The organism is Anaerovorax sp. IOR16, assembly GCF_017168145.1.
In the GTDB taxonomy this organism is placed as follows: domain Bacteria; phylum Bacillota; class Clostridia; order Peptostreptococcales; family Anaerovoracaceae; genus IOR16.
Genome location: NZ_JADQTL010000011.1, coordinates 301,065 through 322,500 on the forward strand (window position 1 = coordinate 301,065; position 21,436 = coordinate 322,500).

The window sequence follows — 21,436 nt, forward strand, 5'->3', positions numbered from 1 at the left end:
GGAAACTTGCACAAAAATAGGTGCAAGAATCTTTTATTCGTCAATAAAACGATAACCGACACCCATCTCTGTAAGCAGGTAGCGGGGAGCAGCTGTATTTTTTTCAATTTTACGTCGAAGATTTGCCATAAAAACACGAAGTGATTGGGAATCAGCGTGTTCTTCGTATCCCCCAATATTTTTTATAATATAAGCGTGAGTTAACACTTGTCCGGCATGAGATACTAAAAGATGTAACAGTTTGTACTCCATAGGAGTTAAATGTATTTCATTTCCATCAACAAATACTTTGCGCCGTTTATCGTCCAATCGAAATCCATCCAATTCAAAAACATCTTCTGCAGCCTTTGGCTGCTTTTTTCTTAGAGCGACACGTACTCTGGCAAGGAGTTCTCCAATAAAGAATGGTTTTGTCACGTAATCGTCGGCACCATTATCCAGAGCATTGACTTTGTTAAATTCCTGATCCCTTGCTGAAACGATAATAACAGGAGTGTCTGATTTATCTCTGATTTGTGATAGTACTTCAAAGCCATCTACATCAGGAAGCCCTAAATCCAAAAGGACTAAGGACGGATTTGCTGAAAAAAATTGTGAGATACCGGACAATCCGGTATCAGCGCAAAGAGTCTTATATCCGTTTGTTTGCAGAGAGACGGTAAGGAATCTTGTGATGCTTTTGTCATCTTCTATAATCAGAATGGTATCTGAAAGAGAATTTGTCTTTATTTGTACGGGTGTCATGATTCATTCCTTTCTGATTGCTTATTTCGGTACGGTTAGTTTCTCATAATAACTTTGCATTTGCTTCTTGCACGGTAACATAAAGCGGAAGGTTGCACCACCTTGTTCATTATTAAAAGCAAGCAAGGTTCCTCCGTGTGCTTCTATGATGGATTTACATATAGAAAGACCAAGCCCCATACCATGATGAGAATCTGGGTCCTTTCCTGGTGTAGTGACAAAAGGTTCAAAAATTTTATCCAAAATACCTTCTTCAATTCCACCGCCGTTATCAGAAACAGAAAAGACCACATAATTATTTTCGCGATAGACAGCAAGTTCAATATCAGCAGTCGGTGTCGTATGAACGATGGCGTTATTTAAAAGGTTGACCAGTACTTGAATCATCAATTTACCATCCATGGACAGCATGATGACATCATCAGGCATATGGAGTGAAATTTCATGTTTCTTTTTGTTCTTTTCCACTCGATGAAACGCTTCATAAACAATATCATCTACAACCTCTTCTTGTTTGGAAAGCTGTATTTTTCCTTCTTGAAGCCTCGTAGAGCTTAGAAGGTTTTCTGCTAATTGATTTAAGCGATTTGCATCGGTATTGATATCCGAAAGCAAACCTAAAATCGTTTTTTTATCCAGACGGTCATAGCTTTCCATTATAAAATTACTGGAACCTGCAATTCCGGTCAGTGGGGTTCTTAAATCATGAGAAATGGAACGAAGAATATTACCTTGAAGCTGTTCTTTTTGCATTTCCATTCGGATGGATTCTTGGCTGTCGTGCATCTGCTCTCGTTCCATCGTAAGTGCCATTTGCGATAAAATGGTTTCGATAATGACCATGTCTTCTTTACTAATTTCTTTGTTACCGCAGAAAAATGCGGCAATGCCAAATACATTATCACTGCTTTTTACAGGTAAGTACTTCCACTTTGAGGTTGGGAAATATGAAGTACCACAGCCACATGGAACAACATTCGTAAGACACCATAACGCAACCGTATTGTTTTCGGGCATGTCTTTTATAGTCAATGAATCGGGGCAATAAGGGCGAATTAATTCAGACTGTCCTTTTGCAGGATAGATCATTGAAGGATATTCCAATATTTCATTTAAGCTTTTAACTGCATAATCAAAAATATTTGCAATACCTGATATATTTAAATATCCTAAACTAATCTCATAAAGCAAATGTGCTTGATGTTCATTGTATCGTGAGCTCCTGACATGCATTTGAAGACGGCTTACCAAAGTGCTTGCTATAAATGAAACAGTAAGAAACAGAAATAAGCTTAATATATAGTTCGGATCAGAAACCTCAAAGGTATACTTTGGTTCTGTAAAGAAAAAGTTAAACGAAAACATACTTGCAATACAGGTTAAGGCACCCCAAAAATATCCTTTTGTTTCTAAAGTAGTTAATAGTATAGCAATCAGATAGATTAAAATTAGATTGATTGCATTCACGCCTAATGATTCTAAAGACAATGCCACAGCGGTGGATAAGACTAGAGAAAGTATGCATTTCAATAGTCCTGAGATGTGGTTGTAATAAGAATGTTGTTTCATTTTTATCTTTACCTCCTAATTTTGTGGCTTATCTTAGTATAAGCAGTTTTTGGCATCGTAAGCAAATGTATGAAAGATACAGCAACCACATAAATTTCTAAACGTCCGACAAACATACCAAACATTAAAACCCAAAGAATCACAGGATTTGCATCATAAGCAGTAATGCCGCAAGAAAGACCGACACCACCCATAGCAGAAGAAATCTCAAACAAAGATTCTTTCAAAGGATAACCATAGGAACTGATAATTAAGGTTCCGGTTAGCATAATTAAAATATATAAAAATAGAAAACTCCCAATTTCGGCACGTTGCTTATTACCGATGACTTCATCTGTATCGGGTTTTTTTACATAATTGACGCGAACTAGTTTATCGCTATAAAAGGTATCACGAAGACTCCAATAAATCCCTTTCAGAAAAACCCATACGCGAAATTGTTTTACTCCTCCGGAAGTAGAGCCTGCTTCACCGCCTATAATCATAAGTAAAATTAATGGCAGTGCCAAAGCGCTTGACCAAACTGCAAAGGACGGAACGGTTTGGAATCCTGTCGTACTAAAGGCGGAAGTCGTTTGAAATGCTGCAATTCTAAGACTTTGTATCCATGGGTAACCTTGCTGTTTCCATAAAAAAAATGACATTAGAATCGTAAAAAAAACAAAAAGAAAAAAGGTGAAACGTAGCTCACAATAACGGAAGAAATTATAAAATTTTCCGCGAAATGCATATAAGCTGGCAACAAAATTTGTTGAGCCTAAAAACATCAGGATAATGGACACTACTTCAATAGGTACACTGTTAAAATATCCGATGCTTTCTGCTTTTGTAGAGAAGCCTCCAGTTGCAACGGCTGCTATGGCATGGTTAATGGCATCAAACCAGTTCATTCCGAAAATCATGTAAAATACAGTTCCAATTATAATATATCCTGTATAAATAAATAAGATTAATCGTGATGATTGGATTAAATTTGGAAGCAGTTTGTCAGAATGACCTTCTGCATAATAAAGCCGCATTCCAGATGCATCTTTTAAGACAGACACCATGATTAATACCAAGCCAACACCACCAAAAAAGAGCATGAGACTTCGGTGTAAGAGGAAAATATGTGAGGTCTCGGTAACATCTACAACGGAAAGACCTGTAGTACTCCAGCCACTAGTGGATTCAAACATTGCCTGTGTAAAATTGTACTTACCGGTAATTAGGAAGGGTAATCCCGATGCGAGAATTGCTAATAACCAAGAGCTCGTTACAATCGATGCACTTTGACCAAAATTCAGAGATGCCTTTTCACAATTCCTTACTAAAAAACTCAATAAATATCCAAAAAATAAGCAGCCAACGCCCGGGAGAATAAAATATTTAGCATAGATAATTTCTTCCGGATAAGCAAACAGTATAAGTAGAGGTAGCAAAACGGAAATCCCAATTAAAATTAAGATAACGCCCAAATACCCAAAAATAAGGCGAATTCCGGTTACTTCGCAGTTGGGTTTCATTTTGGCTTACCCCCTGTCATAATTGATATAATAGAATCTTGTGCCGATGGTGGTGATAAAAAGATCAATTTATCATTCGGCAGCAATAATAGTTCTTTTTGTGGGGACAGCATGTCATTTCCTCGAAGTACGCAGCTGATTAGTGTCCGATCCGGTAATGGTATTTCTTGAAGCTGATGGTATTCATACGGACAGTGTTCATCCATTAAAAGCTCTGTTAGCATTAATTTATTATGTTCGATGGAAACCGTATGAAGTAAGATGTCTACCGTTGAGGCTTGTTCAATAATTTGTGTTAATAAATAGGTAGCACTGACTGCGGTATTTACGCCCAACGTTTTAAATACATCAACGTTTTTAGGATTTGATACAATCGCTATGGTTTTTTTTATGTGAAAAAGACGTTTTGCTGCTTGGCAAATTGCTAAATTGTCAGAATCATAGGCTGATAATGCTATAAGAATGTCATATCCTTCAATTTTTGCATCTTCAAGTGTATAAAGCTTGCTCGAATCCCCATGGAAAATAGGGATTTTATGAGTTTGCGCAAGATAATTACAAAAAGCTCGATCTTCGTTAATAACCATAAGTGTATGTTTTTTCTTTAATAATGAGCCAATTAAGAAATCAGCCTTGGTTTTGCCTTCGGCAATGACAATTTTCATAAGACATCCTCCTTAATATCTATGGCGCTGAGACGCTCGAATTCTTCAATGGATAGTTTTGCAGGGAAAATAGGATGTATATTTAAGCCTTCTACCAGTTTCTGCTTTTCCATATCATAAAGGCGGAGATATACTTGCTTTACTTCATAGATAACGCTGCCGATTTGTGCAATCATTAAGTTTACGTTATCTCTGTTCGCGGTAGCCATTAAAATATCGGTGTCTTTAATTCCTGCTTTAACCAGCACGTCCAAATCTGTGGCATCGCCCACAATTTGAAAGCCAGAAAAAGCAGGTGGAAGTTTACGAAAGGATTCTTCATCATTATCGATTACTGTTACTTTATACCCTTGTTCTGACAATGCCCCTGCAATACTGCCGCCAAGGCGACCGCAACCGGCAATTAAGATACTTCTATTTTTTCTTCCAAACATAAAATCCTTCTTTCCTAGTGTTTGTCTATTTTAATAAAATAATTTTATTGTTATTGATACGATTGAATTAATTATTACATCTTTAGTATACGATATTGGGGAGATTTTACGCAGTAAGGATTTTGTTAGTCTTTCTGCATATGATGTTAAGATTTCGTTAATATTCTACAATATTTAAATGTGTTTGGAAACAAAATAGAAAAAGTGAGAAAATTAAGTAAAAAAAGCTTGACACTTGTTTTCAAAAAAGGTATATTAGCGAAAAGATAAATTTCAAACCGTAGATTAAGAAGAGTAGGCCATGTGTTCTTTTTTCACAGAGAGCTGCAGGGGGTGTGATTGCAGTAGAAAAGCCATAGCTGAATGGACTTATGAGGGTAGGACGAAAAGCAGATAACTGCTGAGTAGCGCCTAACGGAATCTCCATCCGTTATCAAGGGAGTGCATATGATAGTATGCAGAGAGTGGATGCGTTTTGCATCAATTTGGGTGGTACCGCAGAAGTAGAGACTTTTGTCCCAGTGTAAACTGAGACAAAGGTCTTTTTTTATACAATAAGAAATATTGTTTCCTATTGTAAATCAACATAGACGCTTTTTAATCTGCTGTTAACGTTCTGCAAAGAAAGGAGAAAAATATGAAAACATCAAAAATTCCGCACAGATTTTATTTAACTGAGGAACAAATGCCGACACAATGGTATAACTTGCGTGCAGATATGAAAGAGCAACCGGATCCAATGTTAAATCCGGCCACAGGAAAACCTGCACAAGTAGAAGACCTTTATCCTGTATTTTGCAAAAAACTAGCAGAGCAGGAAATGGACGCTTCCAGTCGTTATGTGGATATTCCGGAAGAAGTCCAAGAAATGTATAAGATTTATCGACCGTCTCCACTGGTTCGTGCATATCAATTGGAGAAAGCCTTAGAAACACCTGCAAAAATATATTATAAATTTGAAGGTAACAATACTTCCGGCAGTCACAAACTAAACTCTGCGATTGCACAGGCTTATTATGCAAAGGAAGAGGGCTTAAAGGGACTTACGACTGAAACCGGTGCAGGCCAGTGGGGGACGGCTTTGTCAGAGGCGTGTGCATACTTTGATATTCCGCTTACTGTATATATGGTAAAAACCTCTTACGAGCAGAAACCATTTCGAAAAACTATAATGGAAACATTTGATGCAAGTGTAATTCCAAGTCCCAGTATGACGACAAACGCTGGAAAAGCCATTCTTCAAACCAATCCAGATACAGGCGGAAGCTTAGGATGTGCAATATCCGAGGCTGTAGAAAAAGCAGTTACCACTGAGGGATATCGGTATGTATTAGGTTCTGTATTAAATTTGGTTTTGCTTCATCAATCCATTATTGGTTTGGAGACAAAAAAAGCTATGGAGATGTTAGGAGAATATCCGGATGTTGTAATTGGTTGTGCCGGGGGCGGATCAAATTTGGGAGGATTAATTGCACCATTTATGCAGGATAAGCTCATCGGTAAAGCAAATCCGGAAATTATTGCAATTGAACCAGCTTCTTGTCCATCCTTTACAAGGGGAAAATATGCATATGACTTTTGTGATACAGGAAAAATTACACCTATGGCAAAAATGTATACGTTAGGATGTAGCTTCATTCCTTCTGCAAATCATGCCGGAGGACTTCGATACCATGGAATGTCTCCGATTTTATCTAAGCTTTATCATGATGGTTATATGATGGCAAAATCAGTTGAACAGACGAGGGTATTTGAAGCGGCTGGTTTGTTTGCGAAATATGAAACAATTTTGCCTGCACCAGAGTCGGCACATGCCATTCGTGGAGCGATTGATGAAGCTTTGCGCTGCAAGGAGACTGGAGAAGAAAAAACAATCTTGTTTGGTTTGACTGGAACCGGTTATTTTGATATGACGGCATATGCTTCATATCGAGACGGTACAATGACGGATTCTATTCCTACTGATGACGATTTACAGAAGGGGTTTATGGCATTACCTAAAATTTAATGTAAGAAATGATATTAGATTAACTATTTTAAAAAAATATATTTTGTAAAATAAAAAATCCTTTACAATGATTTGTAGAGGATTTTTTTATTGAAATACTAGATTTTCCGATTCAATAAGAAGGAAGAATAGAGTTATAAACTAATAGAGTTATAAACTCTTTTTTGTATCTTGATTTTTAAAAAATAATTTTTGCAGTTGTAGAAATAAGGAAACAAAGGAATAAGCCACAAAGAGTTGGTAAAATAAATGCAACAATCGTCCATTTCCAGCTTTGCGTTTCTTTTTTTATGGTAAGACAAGTCGTACCGCATGGGAAGTGCATGAGGCAAAGCACCATTGTACATAATGCTGTGATTCCCGTCCAGCCGTTTGCGAGCAAGAGTGCATGAAGTTCATTGAGACTGTCAAGTTCAGTTAGAGTTCCCATTGAAAGATATGCCATAAGAATAATTGGAATGACGATTTCGTTCGCTGGAAATCCAAGTAAAAAAGCCATGAGGATAACACCGTCAATACCGAATAAAGACGCAAAAGGATCTAAAAATTGGGAGCAGTGATCTAATAAGCTTATATTTCCTACCGTAACATTTGCTAAAATCCATATAAGAAGACCTGCAGGAGCTGCTACTACTATTGCTCGACCGAGAACGAACAAAGTGCGATCAAAAATGGAACGGACAATCACTTTGCCGAATTGCGGACAACGGTATGGTGGCAATTCCAATGAAAAAGAAGAAGGAATCCCCTTTAATATCGTTTTCGACAACAGCTTTGAAATGAGAATTGTCATTATGATTCCCAGCAAAATGACTGCTGTCAAAAGAAGCGCTGGCAATATGGTTTTTCCTATTCTTGAACTGTTTCCTACATAGAACATAGTAATAATAGCAATTAAAGTTGGAAATCTGCCGTTACATGGAACGAAGTTATTCGTAAGAATCGCGATCAATCGTTCTCGGGGAGAATCAATGATGCGGCATCCAATGACGCCACATGCATTACAGCCCAATCCCATACACATAGTAAGTGATTGCTTGCCATGGGCATTTGCTTTTTGAAAAAAATGATCTAAATTAAAAGCAATGCGAGGTAAATAACCGGAATCTTCCAGTAAGGTAAATAGTGGGAAAAAAATAGCCATGGGCGGGAGCATCACAGATATAACCCAAGTAACTGTTTTATAAATACCATCCATTAGAATACCGTGCACCCATACGGGAGTATGAGATGATTGAATCATAGAGGAAAGAGTGACGCCCAATTTTTGGAAAGCGTCGGAAAGCATTTGAGATGGATAGTTTGCTCCTGTAATGGTGATCCAAAAAATAAGGCATAATAATCCTAGCATAATTGGAATTCCAAATGTTTTTGATGTTAAAATATGATCTAATTTTCGATCCATAGAATGTGGGTTTTTTTTGTTCGTTTTGATGCAGCGTGAACAAATGGCTTCGCTTTGCTGAACTAACTGAACCGTTATACTTTCGCAGTCTGCATTTCTATCAAAGGCTGCTATGCATTCTTTTTTTTCTTTTGAATCTTTACTGATATTTTCTTTTTTTTCATCAATAGATTTATTAATAGCTTCTTTTAATTGCAAAAGACCTTCATTGGAACGCGCACTTGTGCCAATAACCGGGACACCCAATTCCTTTGATAAGCATGGAAGATCAATCGCGATGCCTTTTTTCTTTGCCTCATCCAAGAGGTTGACGCATACAATTACATTTTTTGTTATAGATAGAATCTGTAAAACTAAATTTAAGTTTCTTTTTAAGCAAGTCGCGTCGGTGATACAAACAATAATATCGGCTTCATCTGAGCAGATATAATCTCTGGATACTTCTTCTTCAACTGAGCTGGCAATCAAAGAGTATGTACCAGGCAAGTCAACAACTGTTATATTTTTTTCTTGATAAGTGTAATTTCCCATAGCATTTGCTACTGTTTTTCCGGGCCAGTTTCCTGTATGTTGATGCAATCCGGTTAACGCATTAAAAACGGTACTTTTGCCAACGTTAGGATTGCCGGCTAATGCAATAATGGCTTCTTCCATTGCGATGACCTACCTTTCAAAGACGTCTTTAATTATTATTTTTTTTGCATCTTCTTTCCGTAATGCAATGACTGCACCCATAATATTGTAGGCTGTAGGATCTCCACATGGGCTCTTATGGAGAGCTTCAATCGGCGCTCCTTTAATTAATCCTAAATCCATCATTCTGTGACGCTGAATTCCATGTGCATTTAAGTCGGTTACGACAGTGCTTTTTCCAATTGGTAAGTGATCCAAAGAATGCTCTGGTATGTTTTTTTTCGTTTCCATATATATAATTCTCCATTTAAAAGAATTGAGATTAAATTTTCTCTTTGCCATTATATGAATCGCTCATAGAGACTGTGAAGAATAAACAAGAAAAAACGTCTTATTGCAGATACTCTGAATAAGACGTTTAGAATAAAATATGATTTTTTTAGTAGTTTATAGGGAGTCAATAAAGCTTTCTGGTACAAGTGTAACTCCATTTTCTAACTTTGGTGCAAACTCCATTTCTTTTGCCGAATTTGCATTTTCTTCAGTAGTATATTCAAAGTTAGTTTTTCCTATAGAAATCGAAATCGTAATATTTTCTTTTTTTAGTTGAATTGGTTTATCATTCGCTGTCCAAAATACGGAGTAACCTTTTTTTTCAGCGAATGACCGAAGAGGAACATAATCATCTGTTTTTTCTTTTTCATTCATAATCATTACAAATTCCGGAGTGGTTTGTGCAGGAATGCTTCGAGTAGAAATGGTATATAAAACGAGACATTCTTTTTGCTTTAAATCATCCGCTGTATATAAACGTTTTGCACCATTTTCAGAAACAATAGTAGTATCCTTATTAATTTTTAATGCAAGTGTATTTTCTGCATTTACAAGTTTATCATTGTAAACAGAAAGGTCAACAGAACCCACATCACTATTTAAAATAAATCCTGCTACTCCATTGGTCATTGGAGGAATACTAAGTGTCATTGGTGCCATTTTATCAATGATTGCAGTTAATTTAGTCCCCACTTTAATTTCTTCAATTTGTGTATATTTTTTTGTGTTTTGATCGATGATAAAGATATGTGGGCTTACCGAAAACACCATCCCCATATCATCGTTCTCAATGGTAATAGTGTAAGAGTCCTTATGCATTTTTATATCGGAAACGGTTCCAGATACCAATTTGTTTTGAGTTAGTGCGTCCTGTATAGGGGCAGAAATTAAAATCGGAGTTTCTGTATCGGGAGTTTGGGCAAATGCAATTGTAGTAAGTAATGTTACAGATAATAAAGTGCATGCAGTTAATTTTATTATTTTATTTTTCTTCATTTTTTTCTCCTTTTGTGTTAAAAAAATTTTGTCGAATAATAATATGACGAGATGTTTTTATAAAATGTTCCACTCTTTTAGAAACAACTTAACGGATGAAATGCCTTGAAAATAAAGGGTTCGAAAAAAGTATAAAAAATATATGCATAAAAAATAATTTTTCGGCGAAAAATGTATTGACAGAAAGGCTAGGAAATGGTACTATCTTTCTTGCGACGTGTTCATGACGTTTCCAAATGTGGCGGTGTAGCTTAGTTGGCTAGAGCGTTCGGTTCATACCCGAAAGGTCGGTGGTTCGACTCCACTCGCCGCTACCATATTTTTAAACGTAGATAGAATAAAGTTGCAAAACGCAAATTTGGGCGCTTAGCTCAGCTGGGAGAGCATCTGCCTTACAAGCAGAGGGTCATAGGTTCGAGCCCTATAGCGCCCACCATTTTTGCGGCCTGGTAGTTCAGTTGGTTAGAATGCCAGCCTGTCACGCTGGAGGTCGTCGGTTCGAGCCCGATCCAGGTCGCCATTAAAATTTGCAATAAGTATCATATGGTGGGTATAGTCAAGTGGTTAAGACACAGGGTTGTGGCTCCTGCATGCGTGGGTTCGAACCCCACTACCCACCCCAAAAAATATAAAGAGTGATGTTGGGGTATCGCCAAGCGGTAAGGCAACGGATTCTGATTCCGTCACTCGGAGGTTCGAATCCTCCTACCCTAGCCAATTTTTAAAAATAATATCATAAAGTATATTTTAAATAATAAAATAGTACTGATTTATGGCGACATAGCCAAGTGGTAAGGCAGAGGTCTGCAAAACCTTTATTCCCCAGTTCAAATCTGGGTGTCGCCTCCAAAGTTGAAACTCTAAACACATTAAATTTGGTGGGTTTAGAGTTTTTTATTTGTTTTTGGTTAGATATGCAACTGTATGCATATCCTAAAACAGATGTCATTGTTTTGACAACTTTTCTTGTGTTGTGCAATGTGAATTGTTATAATTCTACTGTGACAAATTTAGACAAAATTTTTTAGAAAGAGGATGTAAGGTTGAAAGAATTTCAACCTTACAGCCCATGTGCCATTTTGCACATGGAAGAAGTAAAAGCAAAATGCTGGCACGGGCATATTAATTGTTTTAGTCCCACCGTAAGGCAAATCAACAGCTATATTTTCAAAGTTGATTTGTTCCTGCAAGGGGCAATTCATTTGCCCGATAGCAGGAATGGAGATTAAAAATGATTCAAGTAGAAAAACTTTCCTATGGTTTTCCTGCAAAAGATTTATATAAAGAGGTTTCGTTTACATTGAAAATGGGGCAGCATTGCGCTTTTATTGGAAGCAATGGTGCTGGAAAATCAACTCTTGTTGATATGATGATTCATCCGGATAAGTATTTGTACGATGGAAAGATAATCAAAGATGAAAGTTGCCGTATTGGTTATGCCAGCCAGTTTGTTGTGAGGGATAAAGAGCAGGAATGTACTGTTTTTGAATATCTAAGTGAGAGATTCGTGGAAAATCAGCAAGCGACAGCTGCTGTGTGTGAAGAAATGGCAGTGGCTGAGGATGCAACGCCATTATTTGAGAAATACCAGGCTCTTTTAGATGCCTTTGAGGCTATGGACGGAGATAATTATGTAAACAATATCCGTAAACAGCTATATGTAGCCGGTATGCGTGAATTAGAAGAAACAAAGTTATCACAACTGAGTGGTGGAGAGTACAAATTACTTCAGATTATGAGAGAAATGCTACTATCTCAAAATCTTCTCGTTTTGGACGAGCCGGATGTATTTCTGGATTTTGGTAACTTAAATAGACTCTGCCAGTTAATTAATGAGTATAATGGCACCGTATTAGCCATTACCCATAATAGATATTTGTTGAATCACTGCTTTAACAAGATTTTACATTTAGAAAACGGCGATATTCAGGAATATGATGGGAATTATACAGAATATCGTTGTGCCCAGCTAAAGGAAAAATTAAAACTGAAATTGCAGAGTATAGAAGAACAAGAAGAAATTGAGCGTACGAAGAAAATGGTTGATATTCTGCGCACAAGAGCTACGCTGCATGACAATCCTGTTGTTGGAAGTACTGCAAATGCAAAGCAAGCACAACTTGACCGTTTGCGTGCAAGACAAATTAAGGCACCTTTTATTGAACTTCGTGAGCCGAAGATTGAACTTCCGGCTATAGAAGTTGAAACAGAGCGACCTGTTTTAAGCATTTCAGATTATAATGTTTCGTTTGATGAAAATTTACTTCAAAATATCAATTTTGAATTACTGGCTGGCGAAAAAGCAGCCATTGTTGGCGCAAATGCTACAGGAAAAACGACTTTAATGCGCGATATCTTAAAGAATAACCATCCTTCCATCCATATCAATGAGAATACAAGCTATGCATATTTATCTCAGCTTCAGGGCGAGACTATAGATGAAGCAAAAACGGTGTACGAGGTTATGGAGAATGTAGGTTTTGAGACAAGGGAAAGTATTCGTGAGTATCTCGGGAACTATTGTTTGGAAGGGGATACCTTAAAGCAGAAGGTAGGCCAGCTATCCGGCGGAGAAAAGAATTTGCTCCAAATTGCGATGATTGCAAATACAAATGCAGAACTTCTTATTTTGGATGAACCGACCAGCCATTTGGATCTTTACGCACAAATGGCTCTGGAAAAAGCCATTTCCGAATATAAAGGGGCTGTACTCATGGTAAGCCATGATTTCTATCTTGTGGCGAATTGTGCGGATTACGTTTTACTGATAGAAGATAATACGATTCGGCGTATGCGTACACGAACTTTTCGTAAAATGGTATATGATAAATATTTCGATCAGAAGTATTTAGAAATAGACAAGAGAAAACAAGAATTAGAAGCCAATATTACATTAGCCTTTAAAAAGAATGAACTGATAGCGGTAGAGAAACTTTGCAGCCAGTTAGAAGCACTTAGATAAGCAGCGAGTAGTATGGAGGATAAAATGACTGAATTATTAGCTCCGGCAGGAAATATGGAAGCTTTAAAAGCTGCAATTTCTAATGGTTGTGATGCAATATACTTAGGAACGCAAAAATTTGGTGCACGAGCCTACTCCTCTAATTTTGATTTAGAATCGTTAAAAGAGGCTGTTGCGTATGCACACCTGAGGAATGTTAAAATCTATGTAACAATGAATACCATCGTTTTCGAAAACGAAGTTGAAGAGATGAAAGAGCAGATACACGAATTAAATGAAATCGGTGTTGATGGAATTATCGTCCAGGACCTGGCTGCTTTCGATTACATCGTTAAAAACTTTCTTGATATGGAAGCACATTGTTCAACTCAAATGGGAATAGACGATTTAGACGGAACTTTATTATTGAAAGAACTTGGTGCGAAAAGAGTTGTTCTGTCCCGTGAGGTTGAGATTGAAAAAGTAAAAGAGATAAAAAGAATCGCTAAAATACCTTTAGAAATTTTTGTTCACGGTGCTTTATGTGTATCTTATTCTGGAAACTGTCTAATGTCTGGATTAATCGGCTATCGAAGCGGAAATCGCGGAAGATGTGTTGGTTCATGTCGTAAGGAGTATGAACTAATTGATAAGACAACAGATACATCTTTAGGAAAAAACTATATTCTATCTACTAAGGACTTAAACACAATTGATTATATCAATGATTTAAAAGAAATTGATTCTTTAAAAATAGAAGGTCGAATGAAAGAGCCTGCGTATGTTGCTAATGTTGTATCAAAATATCGCATGGCCTTAGATAATAGAATAACCGAAGAAGACAAAGAAAATCTGAACAAAACATTCAATAGAACATTTACGAATGGATATTTGTTTCACGAAGATAAGAAAGATATTACAAACATTTTAAGACCGAATAACTTTGGTTATGAAATTGGTAGAATTAGCAAGATTGTTAAAGACATGTATGAAATAACACTTACACGTACTTTAAATCAAAACGATATCATCAGAATAAGTCATAACAATGAAGATGTTAATTTAACTGTTGTAAAACTATACGATAAAGATGGCAATTTAATCAACAAAGCAGATGATATCTGCTATATCAAAATCAAAGAAAAGATCTCTAAGGGTGATTTAGTATATATAACGAAGGATTATTTGTATTACAAAGAGTTAGAATCATCACTGGAAAAAGAATTTAAGCGTTTTAACCTAGATATTAGAGTGTATGCATATCCAGATTCAAAGCTTATCATAGATGCGGAGGGCTTAGGCTTTAATTATTTATATGAAAGCGAGGAAATACTAAGCGAAGCAATTAATAATCCAACAACAAAAGAGCAGGTAATAAAGCAATTTTCAAGATTAAATGATACTATATTCGAACTTAATCATGTAGATTTTGAGGAATCGGGTGCATTTATTCCAGCTAAACTGTTAAATGCAGCAAGAAGAGATATTGTACAGGGTTTATATGACTTAAAGCTTAACAGCCAAAAGAAAAGAACCAAGGCTTTGAAAGCAAAAGAAAAAATAAGCTTTGCCCCTGAAAAACCATACCTTACGGCCTCTGTAACGACGAAGGAACAGTATGATGCTTGCGTGAGCTGTGGAATTAAGGAAATCTATTTTGAAAACGTTGTTAGAAGAAACCAGAACGATTATAAGGAAAAAGAAGGGCAGCTACTAATTGGAGGATATGGCGGAATTTATCACTACAGAAAAACGAATCCTTTTGTTACGGACTATTCTCTAAATGTTGTTAATTCTGCTAGTTGCTATGAATTATATCGATTAGGTGCAAAACGAGTAACTTTATCTTATGAATTGAATAAGAGACAAATTGAAGATTTAATGAATGCCTATTACGAAGAAAATGAAGGCTATCCTGCACTGGAAATGATTGTATATGGTAAGGCTCCTCTGATGTTTACAAAATATTGTCCGTTGAAAAAAATGAATCAATGCGGTATTTGCAAAACGAAGAGCTATGAGTTAAAAGATGAGCACGGAACGTTTCCTATTGTTTCTCATGATGATTGTACAACGACTATCCTTAATGGGAAGACGCTTAATCTTTTAGATGAGATATCAAACATAAAAGGAATCGAATCATTCAGATTAAATTTTACAGTTGAATCAAAAGAGCAGGTTGTGAAAACCATAAATAAGGCTTTAAGCAAATTAAATGGCGGGGTGGATAAAGCTGTCTTTAATCAGGCAACAGACACAAGAGGACATTTTAATAAAGAGATTTTGTAGGGAAATCCCAGTTCAAATCTGGGTACCGCCTAAAAATTGAAATACCAACGTTTATAATCATATAAATGCTGGTATTTTGTTTTTATAAAAGAATATGCTTTATCATTATACAATTTTAGTAATCAGGCTTTTAGTATAGTTACTTATAGTGGACTAGGCTGGAGGTCTTTTTTATTTTATTATTTATTATAAATTCCTATTTTCAAACAAGACGTAATAGAGTAATATTACTATAAGATTATAGTAATAGGAGCGTAAATTATTATGGAATATTTCTATTTATTTTTAGCAATTGTCGGCGAATTGATTGGGACTACATTTCTTAAATATTCTGAAGGTTTTACTAAATTAATACCTTCTATCTTGACCCTTCTTTTTTATGGATTTTGCTTTTTCTTTTTTTCCAAGTCGTTAATAAATATTAATTTGAGTATTGCTTATGCAACATGGTCTGCAGTAGGATTGATTGTGTCGGCCCTTATTTCGGTTTTTATTTTCAAAGAGGGTATTACTATCATTGGGATTATTGCGATTATAATAATCGCGGCAGGTGTTATTGTATTAAATCTCTTTGGTACTCCCTCGCATTGATTTATAAATATAGTGATTCAAATTGTAAGAGAACAAAAACAAGGAAATACTTGTATATAACATAATAGGTTTAATAAAATTAGAACATCCTTGATCTATTGAAAAAATAGATTGAGGATGTTTTGTATTTATAGGAATATTTAATAATCATAAGTAGATTCATATAGAACGAGAACTTATAGTGAGGAATCAACAACGAAAATCATGTTTTGATGATATATTTAACATAACGACTCAAAATATAAATTATTTCTTATTAAATATTATAAAAAAATAGTTTATATTTTAAAAAACATATAGAAAATTGGCGAATGCTGGAATATAATAATTATTATAATTTTTAATAATAATTACAGATAATATTTTTAGTTTTTAAAGGAGATTGAAATGTAATTTTTCAGTTCCATTTTAGTTAGTATGGAAGGTTATATATGAAAATTATCAATCAAGTTTTCTCTGATATCAATTCAAAAGAAAATAAAAATGAATTTTCTCTGAAAATTTTTATGCATAATAATTTATGTATATTAGTTTTAGCCTTTTATTTAACTCTTGAGCAATTATATTATGGATTTTTCTTAACACAGTATGGTGAGGTGATAAGAACCATTCATTTTCTTACTGCTTTTATTATGGCATTTTATTTTTTATTAGCTGTTTATTTTAATAAAAAGAAATTAAGTCAATTAAATATATTTCATAAAACATATGAACTTAGTTTTGGTATATATGGGTTTGCTGTATCTATTTTAAGAGCATTAGTTGTTAAAAATAATATATTTGCACTGCCAACAGTGTACATAGCGGTAATATATGGATTTGCAGTATTTTTTTATTTTCATCCGTTAAAAAGCTTTTTTATCTATTCTGTGACAAGTGTTATGATTCTTTTCCTATTACCAATCTTTAAACCTGAGATTCTTTACAGCACATATATATATGACATATTATCAAACAATATCATTGCTTGGATCGCTTCTGCTATTGGATACCATAGGTATCGAAAAGAATTTGTAAATCAAAAAACAATTTATAAAAAAAATAAAATGCTGCAAGCAAAAACGAATGAAATTGAAAAGATAAATGAGGAGTTGCATTACAAATCTATTATGGATTCGTTAACCGACATATACAATAGACGCCAATTAAACAAATTATTAAAAAGTGAATATGTCAGATGCGCGAAAGTCTGTAAAAAATGCTCTCTGATCCTGTTGGATATTGATTTTTTTAAATCCATTAATGATACATATGGTCACAATGTTGGAGACAAGGTTCTGGTAGAAATCGCATTATTACTTAAGAGAAGTGTTAGAGCGGGAGATAGTGTTGGTAGATGGGGCGGTGAAGAGTTTTTAATTATATGCCCAGAAACTAATTTTGAAACAGCGTATCGTATTGCAGAAAGAATCAGGGAAAAAATTGAGACCTTTAATTTTCGGCTAGAAGATAAGGTGACTTGCAGTTTTGGTGTAACAACGAATAAAAAGATAGATACGGTTCTGAATTTGATTCAAAGAGCAGACCGAGGATTGTATAAGGCAAAAGAAAACGGAAGAAATCGAGTGGAAAAAGGAGAATAAATTTAAGAGTAAATAAGAGTAAATATGTAGCATCAATTTGGTTTGGCATAATAATAACTCGCTATAAATTATAAATTTTCTATAATGTTGAATGAGTGGGAGATGAAATGCAGATGGAGAAAAGTTTAAACGATCGCCGATTTTTTGAGGAAATTGTTTGGCCCAAATATGAGTACATAAGTAAATTTTTATATACAATTACCTTAGATTCATTTTTAGCAAATGAGATTACGCAGGAAACAATGGTAGCTGCTTGGAAGAACATCGATAAACTAAAGGCTTACAAACATTTATCAGCTGCTTTGCGGAGAATGGCAATGAATACTCTTTGCAGTCATTATCGTAAAAATAATGAAATGCTGCATAGTTTGGAATGCGTAGATTCAATTGAAAACATTGGAGTTGAATCTAATATCAATGATTATGTAAATCATGAAGGGAATCTTCGTGATATTCAGTTTTTATTTAATGAGATGAGAGACGAGCATTTACAGATTGTTCTATTGTGTGATTATTACGAACTGCCGTTAAAAATTGCAGCAAAATTCTTAGGTTTAAATTATAATACCGCTGCTTCGTATCATAAACGTGCATTGGAGCATATGAGAGCAAAGCTGAGTGGAACTGAATATTGTAAAGATCACAGGAGGGGAGTTCAGCATGTGTAAAAAAGCTAATAATGAGGCTTATGCGAAAGATAGACGTTTAAGCAAATCATTGTTAAAGGAGGTTATGGATGACCCATTAATAGAATTGGACTTCTTTCATGATTTGAATTCTGTAAAGAAGCCCACATTACAATCGTTTATGGATAAGCAAGAGAAAAAACTTCGACTCCAAAAAACATCTGTTTCAATACACTCCGGGTGTTTTTTTAAAGGGATAAAAAGAAAAAAAAATCTCAGAGTCGCAAGTTTTTTAATCATTTTTTTACTTTGTGCCACATTATTAGCTGTAGTATCGAAGCCTCAGCCTTCAACTGCCGGAAAAACGGAACTGAATTTGTCGGAACAAGACGTAACGAATGGCTTTGTTGAGGATAGTCACGTTGGCGTTGAAGAACCTCAATCAATGGAAGAGATTATTGAAGATGAAAAGTACATCGAAGCTTTGAAAGAAAAGTATGAAGACTTAGTAGTTCCAACGTATATTCCAGAGCGGTATGTATTTGAGTCACTTTCGGTTAAAAAGTATGGTGATAAGGTTCTGGAATTTAATTATATTTATCGTGATAATGAAAATGATGAATTTAATATTAGTCAAAGAAAACTAAATGATAATCAAGGTTCTATTTTTGCAAATGAAGTAAAAGGATTCGAAGAATTAGAAGAGGGGAAGATTTTTTATCAAGAGGATAAAAGTAATAATCGTAATTTATTAGTTATAATGAATGGGGAAGAAGATATTATTTGGATTTCCGGAAACGTTGCCAAAGATAAATTATTGAAAATTGAGAATAATCTAATAACTTAACGCTGGACTTAAGCAAAATAATTACAGAATATAAATAAGTGCAATTTTTGCTGCCTTTTTTTCGTTTAAATATAGGGACCAATAAAGGAGGATTTCATGAAGAATAGAAAGCAGCTTTTATTAATTGTATTATCATTGATGATTGTATTTTCGTCTGCATTTGTGTATGGTGCAGAAGTGAATAAACAAGAGTCATCGATTTCCATCATGCGTATGGTTGCGGGTGGAGATCTTTCTTTTACTAGGCTTGCAGACAAGAAAGGAGAACTTGAAGTATATTGTCGATCTTCTATGACTGCAGATTACATTAAAGCAACCTGTACCGTTCAAAAACTAAATGCTTCTACGGCGAAATATTATGATTATGGTAATACGTTTGAAATTAAGGAAACAGATACTATTTCCTTAGCAGAACGTCGTAATCTTACTGTGGACACCAGCGGCACTTATCGCGTAAAAGTAATTTTTGAAGATAAAGTGAATGGTATCATAACAAGAACGAATGCATATTATACTCAGGCGGTGGGGTTATAATATAAAAAAAGTTGAATAAAAAAAGATAAAATTGTATATATTTATAAAAAGAGAGTGGTAAATGGTTGGTTCCTAAAAATTTGTGTCAAATATTCGTAGAAAAAACAAAGAATTGAGTGGGTCTTTTCGACATTATTCTGAACGAAACAAGTGGATAATAAGAAGTAGGGATTAAATGTGCGTTTTGTTTTCTTAGAAATGAATCGTCAAATTACTATTAGGGGGACGGAACATGAACGTAAAGAAATTAGCACAGAATACCGTGCAAAGAGCTGTCAAACATTTCAAGATTGCAACTACGAAGGGGAACGTGCGTTACGGCTTGAAGGTTGGGAGTGTGATGAAATGTTTCTAGAGCAGCCCTTCGTGCCCATTTTCTTTGTGATAGCAACTGCTGTCATGTATGCGACTTGCATACCCATCATGATACGAGAATGGAAAAATATGCAAGATAGAGAAAAATGAGACGCAGACAAGGTCAACTTAGTGTGAAGTTGGCCTTGTTGATTTTTTGTTAAACATTGATTATTTATAGAAGATAGATTGTAAATGATATAGTAAGTAATATACGGTAAGAGTTAATCCGTTGCAATTAGAGGATTTAAGAATTACTTGATGAATGCAGCATAAAAAAATGGAAAAAAGATTAGAAAATTGGTTGACAGATGCGAATTACTTTGCTATTCTAATATAGCTGTCTTGCACAGGCGGTTTCACGGAGTCCTTGATTGGTTCTTCATTAACTGAATGTGCACCGCGAAAAAAGTTGAAAAAACGAAAAAAAGTGGTTGACAGATGCAAAGAAAATTGATATTATAGATAAGCTGTCTCGTGAAGATGCGGCGCTCGAAACGTGAGAATCTCACCTTCGAAAGCCAAAACGGCGACCACGAAAAAAGTTGAAAAACAGAAAAAAGTGGTTGACAAAATGAGCGCAGTAAGCTATAATAAAAAAGCTTCGTTATCACGGAGCGGCGCTTGAAAAAAGCACATCGGACGATAAAAATCTACAAATTAAAATTTGTGATTTTCCAGTCCAGAGCCTTCTAGCATTTGCGCATTGCACAAATGAAGATAGGTTCACGAACCTTGAAAACTCCATAGTGTAGAAATTGAGTCAAAGAGATTTTTAAATAAATCTCAAACGTCGAAACAGTGCAAACTGACAGAGACGAAAAAGACTTAAGTACAAAAACAATCTGCAAAAGATTGGTAAGAAACATTCAATGAATTGGATGGATCTTCGTACAATTTCTTAAAAACAATAATTTCAGATTCGTATGCAAATATGAAATGAAAAAAAGAAGCGAAACGCAATGCGTTTGGCTGAGCTAGATTTGAAGGCTCCGAAAGGAGCGTTTAGATACCAAATTTATTAAGAGTTTGATCCTGGCTCAGGATGAACGCTGGCGGCGTGCCTAACACATGCAAGTCGAGCGAGAAGCTCATGAATGAAACTTCGGTCGAATGATTGAGCGGAAAGCGGCGGACGGGTGAGTAACGCGTAGGCAACCTGCCCCATACAGAGGGATAGCCTCGGGAAACCGGGATTAATACCTCATAACGCGCAAGTGTCACATGACACTTTCGCCAAAGATTTATCGGTATGGGATGGGCCTGCGTCTGATTAGTTAGTTGGTGGGGTAACGGCTCACCAAGGCAGCGATCAGTAGCCGACCTGAGAGGGTAATCGGCCACATTGGAACTGAGACACGGTCCAAACTCCTACGGGA

17 protein-coding genes, 6 tRNA genes, 1 rRNA gene and 1 other annotated feature (1 of these 25 running past the window's edge) are annotated in these 21,436 nt (G+C 35.5%); of the genes, 16 read left to right on the top strand and 8 right to left on the bottom strand.

The features are described 5' to 3' along the window. Window positions 1-33: 33 nt before the first annotated feature. The 5 genes from I2490_RS15250 to I2490_RS15270 are packed head-to-tail and all read right to left on the bottom strand — an operon-like array spanning window position 34 to window position 4,917. Window positions 34-744, bottom strand: a complete 711-nt coding sequence (locus I2490_RS15250) for a response regulator (protein WP_206460621.1) — start codon at window positions 742-744, stop codon at window positions 34-36. Window positions 745-765: 21 nt separating this feature from the next. Further along, window positions 766-2,313: a sensor histidine kinase gene (locus I2490_RS15255; protein ID WP_206460622.1), complete on the bottom strand. Its 1,548-nt coding sequence runs from the start codon at window positions 2,311-2,313 to the stop codon at window positions 766-768. An 8-nt stretch (window positions 2,314-2,321) separates the two neighbouring features. Then, window positions 2,322-3,818 carry a TrkH family potassium uptake protein gene (locus tag I2490_RS15260; protein WP_206460623.1) on the bottom strand — a complete coding sequence of 499 codons (1,497 nt, stop codon included), beginning with the start codon at window positions 3,816-3,818 and terminating at the stop codon, window positions 2,322-2,324. Beyond that, on the bottom strand, window positions 3,815-4,483 hold the full coding sequence (locus I2490_RS15265; protein ID WP_206460624.1) for a potassium channel family protein: 669 nt from the start codon (window positions 4,481-4,483) through the stop codon (window positions 3,815-3,817). Before I2490_RS15265 ends, I2490_RS15260 begins: the two co-directional genes overlap by 4 nt. After that, window positions 4,480-4,917 carry a potassium channel family protein gene (locus I2490_RS15270; RefSeq protein WP_206460625.1) on the bottom strand — a complete coding sequence of 146 codons (438 nt, stop codon included), beginning with the start codon at window positions 4,915-4,917 and terminating at the stop codon, window positions 4,480-4,482. The genes I2490_RS15265 and I2490_RS15270 overlap by 4 nt, the downstream gene beginning before the upstream one ends. 272 nt (window positions 4,918-5,189) lie before the next feature. Further along, window positions 5,190-5,441 (top strand) — a binding site (T-box leader). Window positions 5,442-5,554: 113 nt separating this feature from the next. Here I2490_RS15270 and I2490_RS15275 point away from each other — a divergent pair. After that, on the top strand, window positions 5,555-6,925 hold the full coding sequence (locus I2490_RS15275; RefSeq protein ID WP_206460626.1) for a TrpB-like pyridoxal phosphate-dependent enzyme: 1,371 nt from the start codon (window positions 5,555-5,557) through the stop codon (window positions 6,923-6,925). A 178-nt stretch (window positions 6,926-7,103) separates the two neighbouring features. Here the strand turns inward: I2490_RS15275 and feoB are convergent, their stop codons facing one another. From feoB to I2490_RS15290, 3 genes are all read right to left on the bottom strand, one after another. Beyond that, the gene (gene feoB, locus I2490_RS15280; RefSeq protein ID WP_206460627.1) at window positions 7,104-8,984 is read right to left on the bottom strand and encodes a ferrous iron transport protein B; all 1,881 of its coding nucleotides are present in this window, start codon (window positions 8,982-8,984) and stop codon (window positions 7,104-7,106) included. A 9-nt stretch (window positions 8,985-8,993) separates the two neighbouring features. Further along, entirely contained in the window at window positions 8,994-9,254 is a 261-nt protein-coding gene (locus I2490_RS15285) for a FeoA family protein (RefSeq protein WP_206460628.1), read from the bottom strand. 156 nt (window positions 9,255-9,410) lie between these two features. Beyond that, window positions 9,411-10,292, bottom strand: coding sequence for a stalk domain-containing protein (locus tag I2490_RS15290; protein WP_206460629.1), 882 nt, complete (start codon window positions 10,290-10,292; stop codon window positions 9,411-9,413). A 240-nt stretch (window positions 10,293-10,532) separates the two neighbouring features. On the opposite strand from I2490_RS15290, the gene I2490_RS15295 reads away from it, so the two are divergent. The 15 genes from I2490_RS15295 to I2490_RS15365 form a co-directional block, all read left to right on the top strand. Further along, window positions 10,533-10,609, top strand: a tRNA-Met gene (locus tag I2490_RS15295). Between the two features lie 43 nt (window positions 10,610-10,652). Next, window positions 10,653-10,728 (top strand) — tRNA-Val (locus tag I2490_RS15300). Window positions 10,729-10,735: 7 nt separating this feature from the next. Next, window positions 10,736-10,812: transfer RNA gene (locus I2490_RS15305), tRNA-Asp, on the top strand. 26 nt (window positions 10,813-10,838) lie between these two features. Beyond that, a tRNA-His gene (locus tag I2490_RS15310) sits at window positions 10,839-10,914 on the top strand. Between the two features lie 20 nt (window positions 10,915-10,934). Further along, window positions 10,935-11,009, top strand: a tRNA-Gln gene (locus I2490_RS15315). Between the two features lie 57 nt (window positions 11,010-11,066). Further along, window positions 11,067-11,141 (top strand) — tRNA-Cys (locus I2490_RS15320). 382 nt (window positions 11,142-11,523) lie between these two features. Continuing rightward, a complete protein-coding gene (locus I2490_RS15325) occupies window positions 11,524-13,254 on the top strand; it encodes an ABC-F family ATP-binding cassette domain-containing protein (RefSeq protein ID WP_206460630.1) in 1,731 nt (576 codons plus the stop codon). 24 nt (window positions 13,255-13,278) lie between these two features. Further along, complete coding sequence (locus I2490_RS15330; protein WP_245157219.1) at window positions 13,279-15,522, top strand: U32 family peptidase; 2,244 nt, start codon at window positions 13,279-13,281, stop codon at window positions 15,520-15,522. Between the two features lie 264 nt (window positions 15,523-15,786). Continuing rightward, the gene (locus I2490_RS15335) at window positions 15,787-16,113 is read left to right on the top strand and encodes a DMT family transporter (protein ID WP_206460632.1); all 327 of its coding nucleotides are present in this window, start codon (window positions 15,787-15,789) and stop codon (window positions 16,111-16,113) included. Between the two features lie 431 nt (window positions 16,114-16,544). Next, window positions 16,545-17,696 carry a GGDEF domain-containing protein gene (locus tag I2490_RS15340; RefSeq protein WP_206460633.1) on the top strand — a complete coding sequence of 384 codons (1,152 nt, stop codon included), beginning with the start codon at window positions 16,545-16,547 and terminating at the stop codon, window positions 17,694-17,696. Between the two features lie 113 nt (window positions 17,697-17,809). Continuing rightward, window positions 17,810-18,364, top strand: a complete 555-nt coding sequence (locus I2490_RS15345; RefSeq protein ID WP_206460634.1) for an RNA polymerase sigma factor — start codon at window positions 17,810-17,812, stop codon at window positions 18,362-18,364. Next, the gene (locus tag I2490_RS15350; RefSeq protein WP_206460635.1) at window positions 18,357-19,169 is read left to right on the top strand and encodes a DUF4367 domain-containing protein; all 813 of its coding nucleotides are present in this window, start codon (window positions 18,357-18,359) and stop codon (window positions 19,167-19,169) included. The genes I2490_RS15345 and I2490_RS15350 overlap by 8 nt, the downstream gene beginning before the upstream one ends. Before the next feature lie 96 nt (window positions 19,170-19,265). Further along, window positions 19,266-19,703, top strand: coding sequence for a hypothetical protein (locus tag I2490_RS15355; protein ID WP_206460636.1), 438 nt, complete (start codon window positions 19,266-19,268; stop codon window positions 19,701-19,703). A gap of 177 nt (window positions 19,704-19,880) precedes the next feature. Next, entirely contained in the window at window positions 19,881-20,168 is a 288-nt protein-coding gene (locus I2490_RS15360) for a hypothetical protein (RefSeq protein ID WP_206460637.1), read from the top strand. A 906-nt stretch (window positions 20,169-21,074) separates the two neighbouring features. Next, a 16S ribosomal RNA gene (locus I2490_RS15365) occupies window positions 21,075-21,436 on the top strand; it runs 1,158 nt beyond the window's last position.

What these genes read in the sequence shown, in the direction of transcription:
- I2490_RS15250 (WP_206460621.1), bottom strand. Translation starts at nt 744, where the DNA reads ATGACACCCGTACAAATAAAGACAAATTCTCTTTCAGATACCATTCTG.
- I2490_RS15255 (WP_206460622.1), bottom strand. Translation starts at nt 2,313, where the DNA reads ATGAAACAACATTCTTATTACAACCACATCTCAGGACTATTGAAATGC.
- I2490_RS15260 (WP_206460623.1), bottom strand. Translation starts at nt 3,818, where the DNA reads ATGAAACCCAACTGCGAAGTAACCGGAATTCGCCTTATTTTTGGGTAT.
- I2490_RS15265 (WP_206460624.1), bottom strand. Translation starts at nt 4,483, where the DNA reads ATGAAAATTGTCATTGCCGAAGGCAAAACCAAGGCTGATTTCTTAATT.
- I2490_RS15270 (WP_206460625.1), bottom strand. Translation starts at nt 4,917, where the DNA reads ATGTTTGGAAGAAAAAATAGAAGTATCTTAATTGCCGGTTGCGGTCGC.
- I2490_RS15275 (WP_206460626.1), top strand. Translation starts at nt 5,555, where the DNA reads ATGAAAACATCAAAAATTCCGCACAGATTTTATTTAACTGAGGAACAA.
- feoB (WP_206460627.1), bottom strand. Translation starts at nt 8,984, where the DNA reads ATGGAAGAAGCCATTATTGCATTAGCCGGCAATCCTAACGTTGGCAAA.
- I2490_RS15285 (WP_206460628.1), bottom strand. Translation starts at nt 9,254, where the DNA reads ATGGAAACGAAAAAAAACATACCAGAGCATTCTTTGGATCACTTACCA.
- I2490_RS15290 (WP_206460629.1), bottom strand. Translation starts at nt 10,292, where the DNA reads ATGAAGAAAAATAAAATAATAAAATTAACTGCATGCACTTTATTATCT.
- I2490_RS15325 (WP_206460630.1), top strand. Translation starts at nt 11,524, where the DNA reads ATGATTCAAGTAGAAAAACTTTCCTATGGTTTTCCTGCAAAAGATTTA.
- I2490_RS15330 (WP_245157219.1), top strand. Translation starts at nt 13,279, where the DNA reads ATGACTGAATTATTAGCTCCGGCAGGAAATATGGAAGCTTTAAAAGCT.
- I2490_RS15335 (WP_206460632.1), top strand. Translation starts at nt 15,787, where the DNA reads ATGGAATATTTCTATTTATTTTTAGCAATTGTCGGCGAATTGATTGGG.
- I2490_RS15340 (WP_206460633.1), top strand. Translation starts at nt 16,545, where the DNA reads ATGAAAATTATCAATCAAGTTTTCTCTGATATCAATTCAAAAGAAAAT.
- I2490_RS15345 (WP_206460634.1), top strand. Translation starts at nt 17,810, where the DNA reads ATGGAGAAAAGTTTAAACGATCGCCGATTTTTTGAGGAAATTGTTTGG.
- I2490_RS15350 (WP_206460635.1), top strand. Translation starts at nt 18,357, where the DNA reads ATGTGTAAAAAAGCTAATAATGAGGCTTATGCGAAAGATAGACGTTTA.
- I2490_RS15355 (WP_206460636.1), top strand. Translation starts at nt 19,266, where the DNA reads ATGAAGAATAGAAAGCAGCTTTTATTAATTGTATTATCATTGATGATT.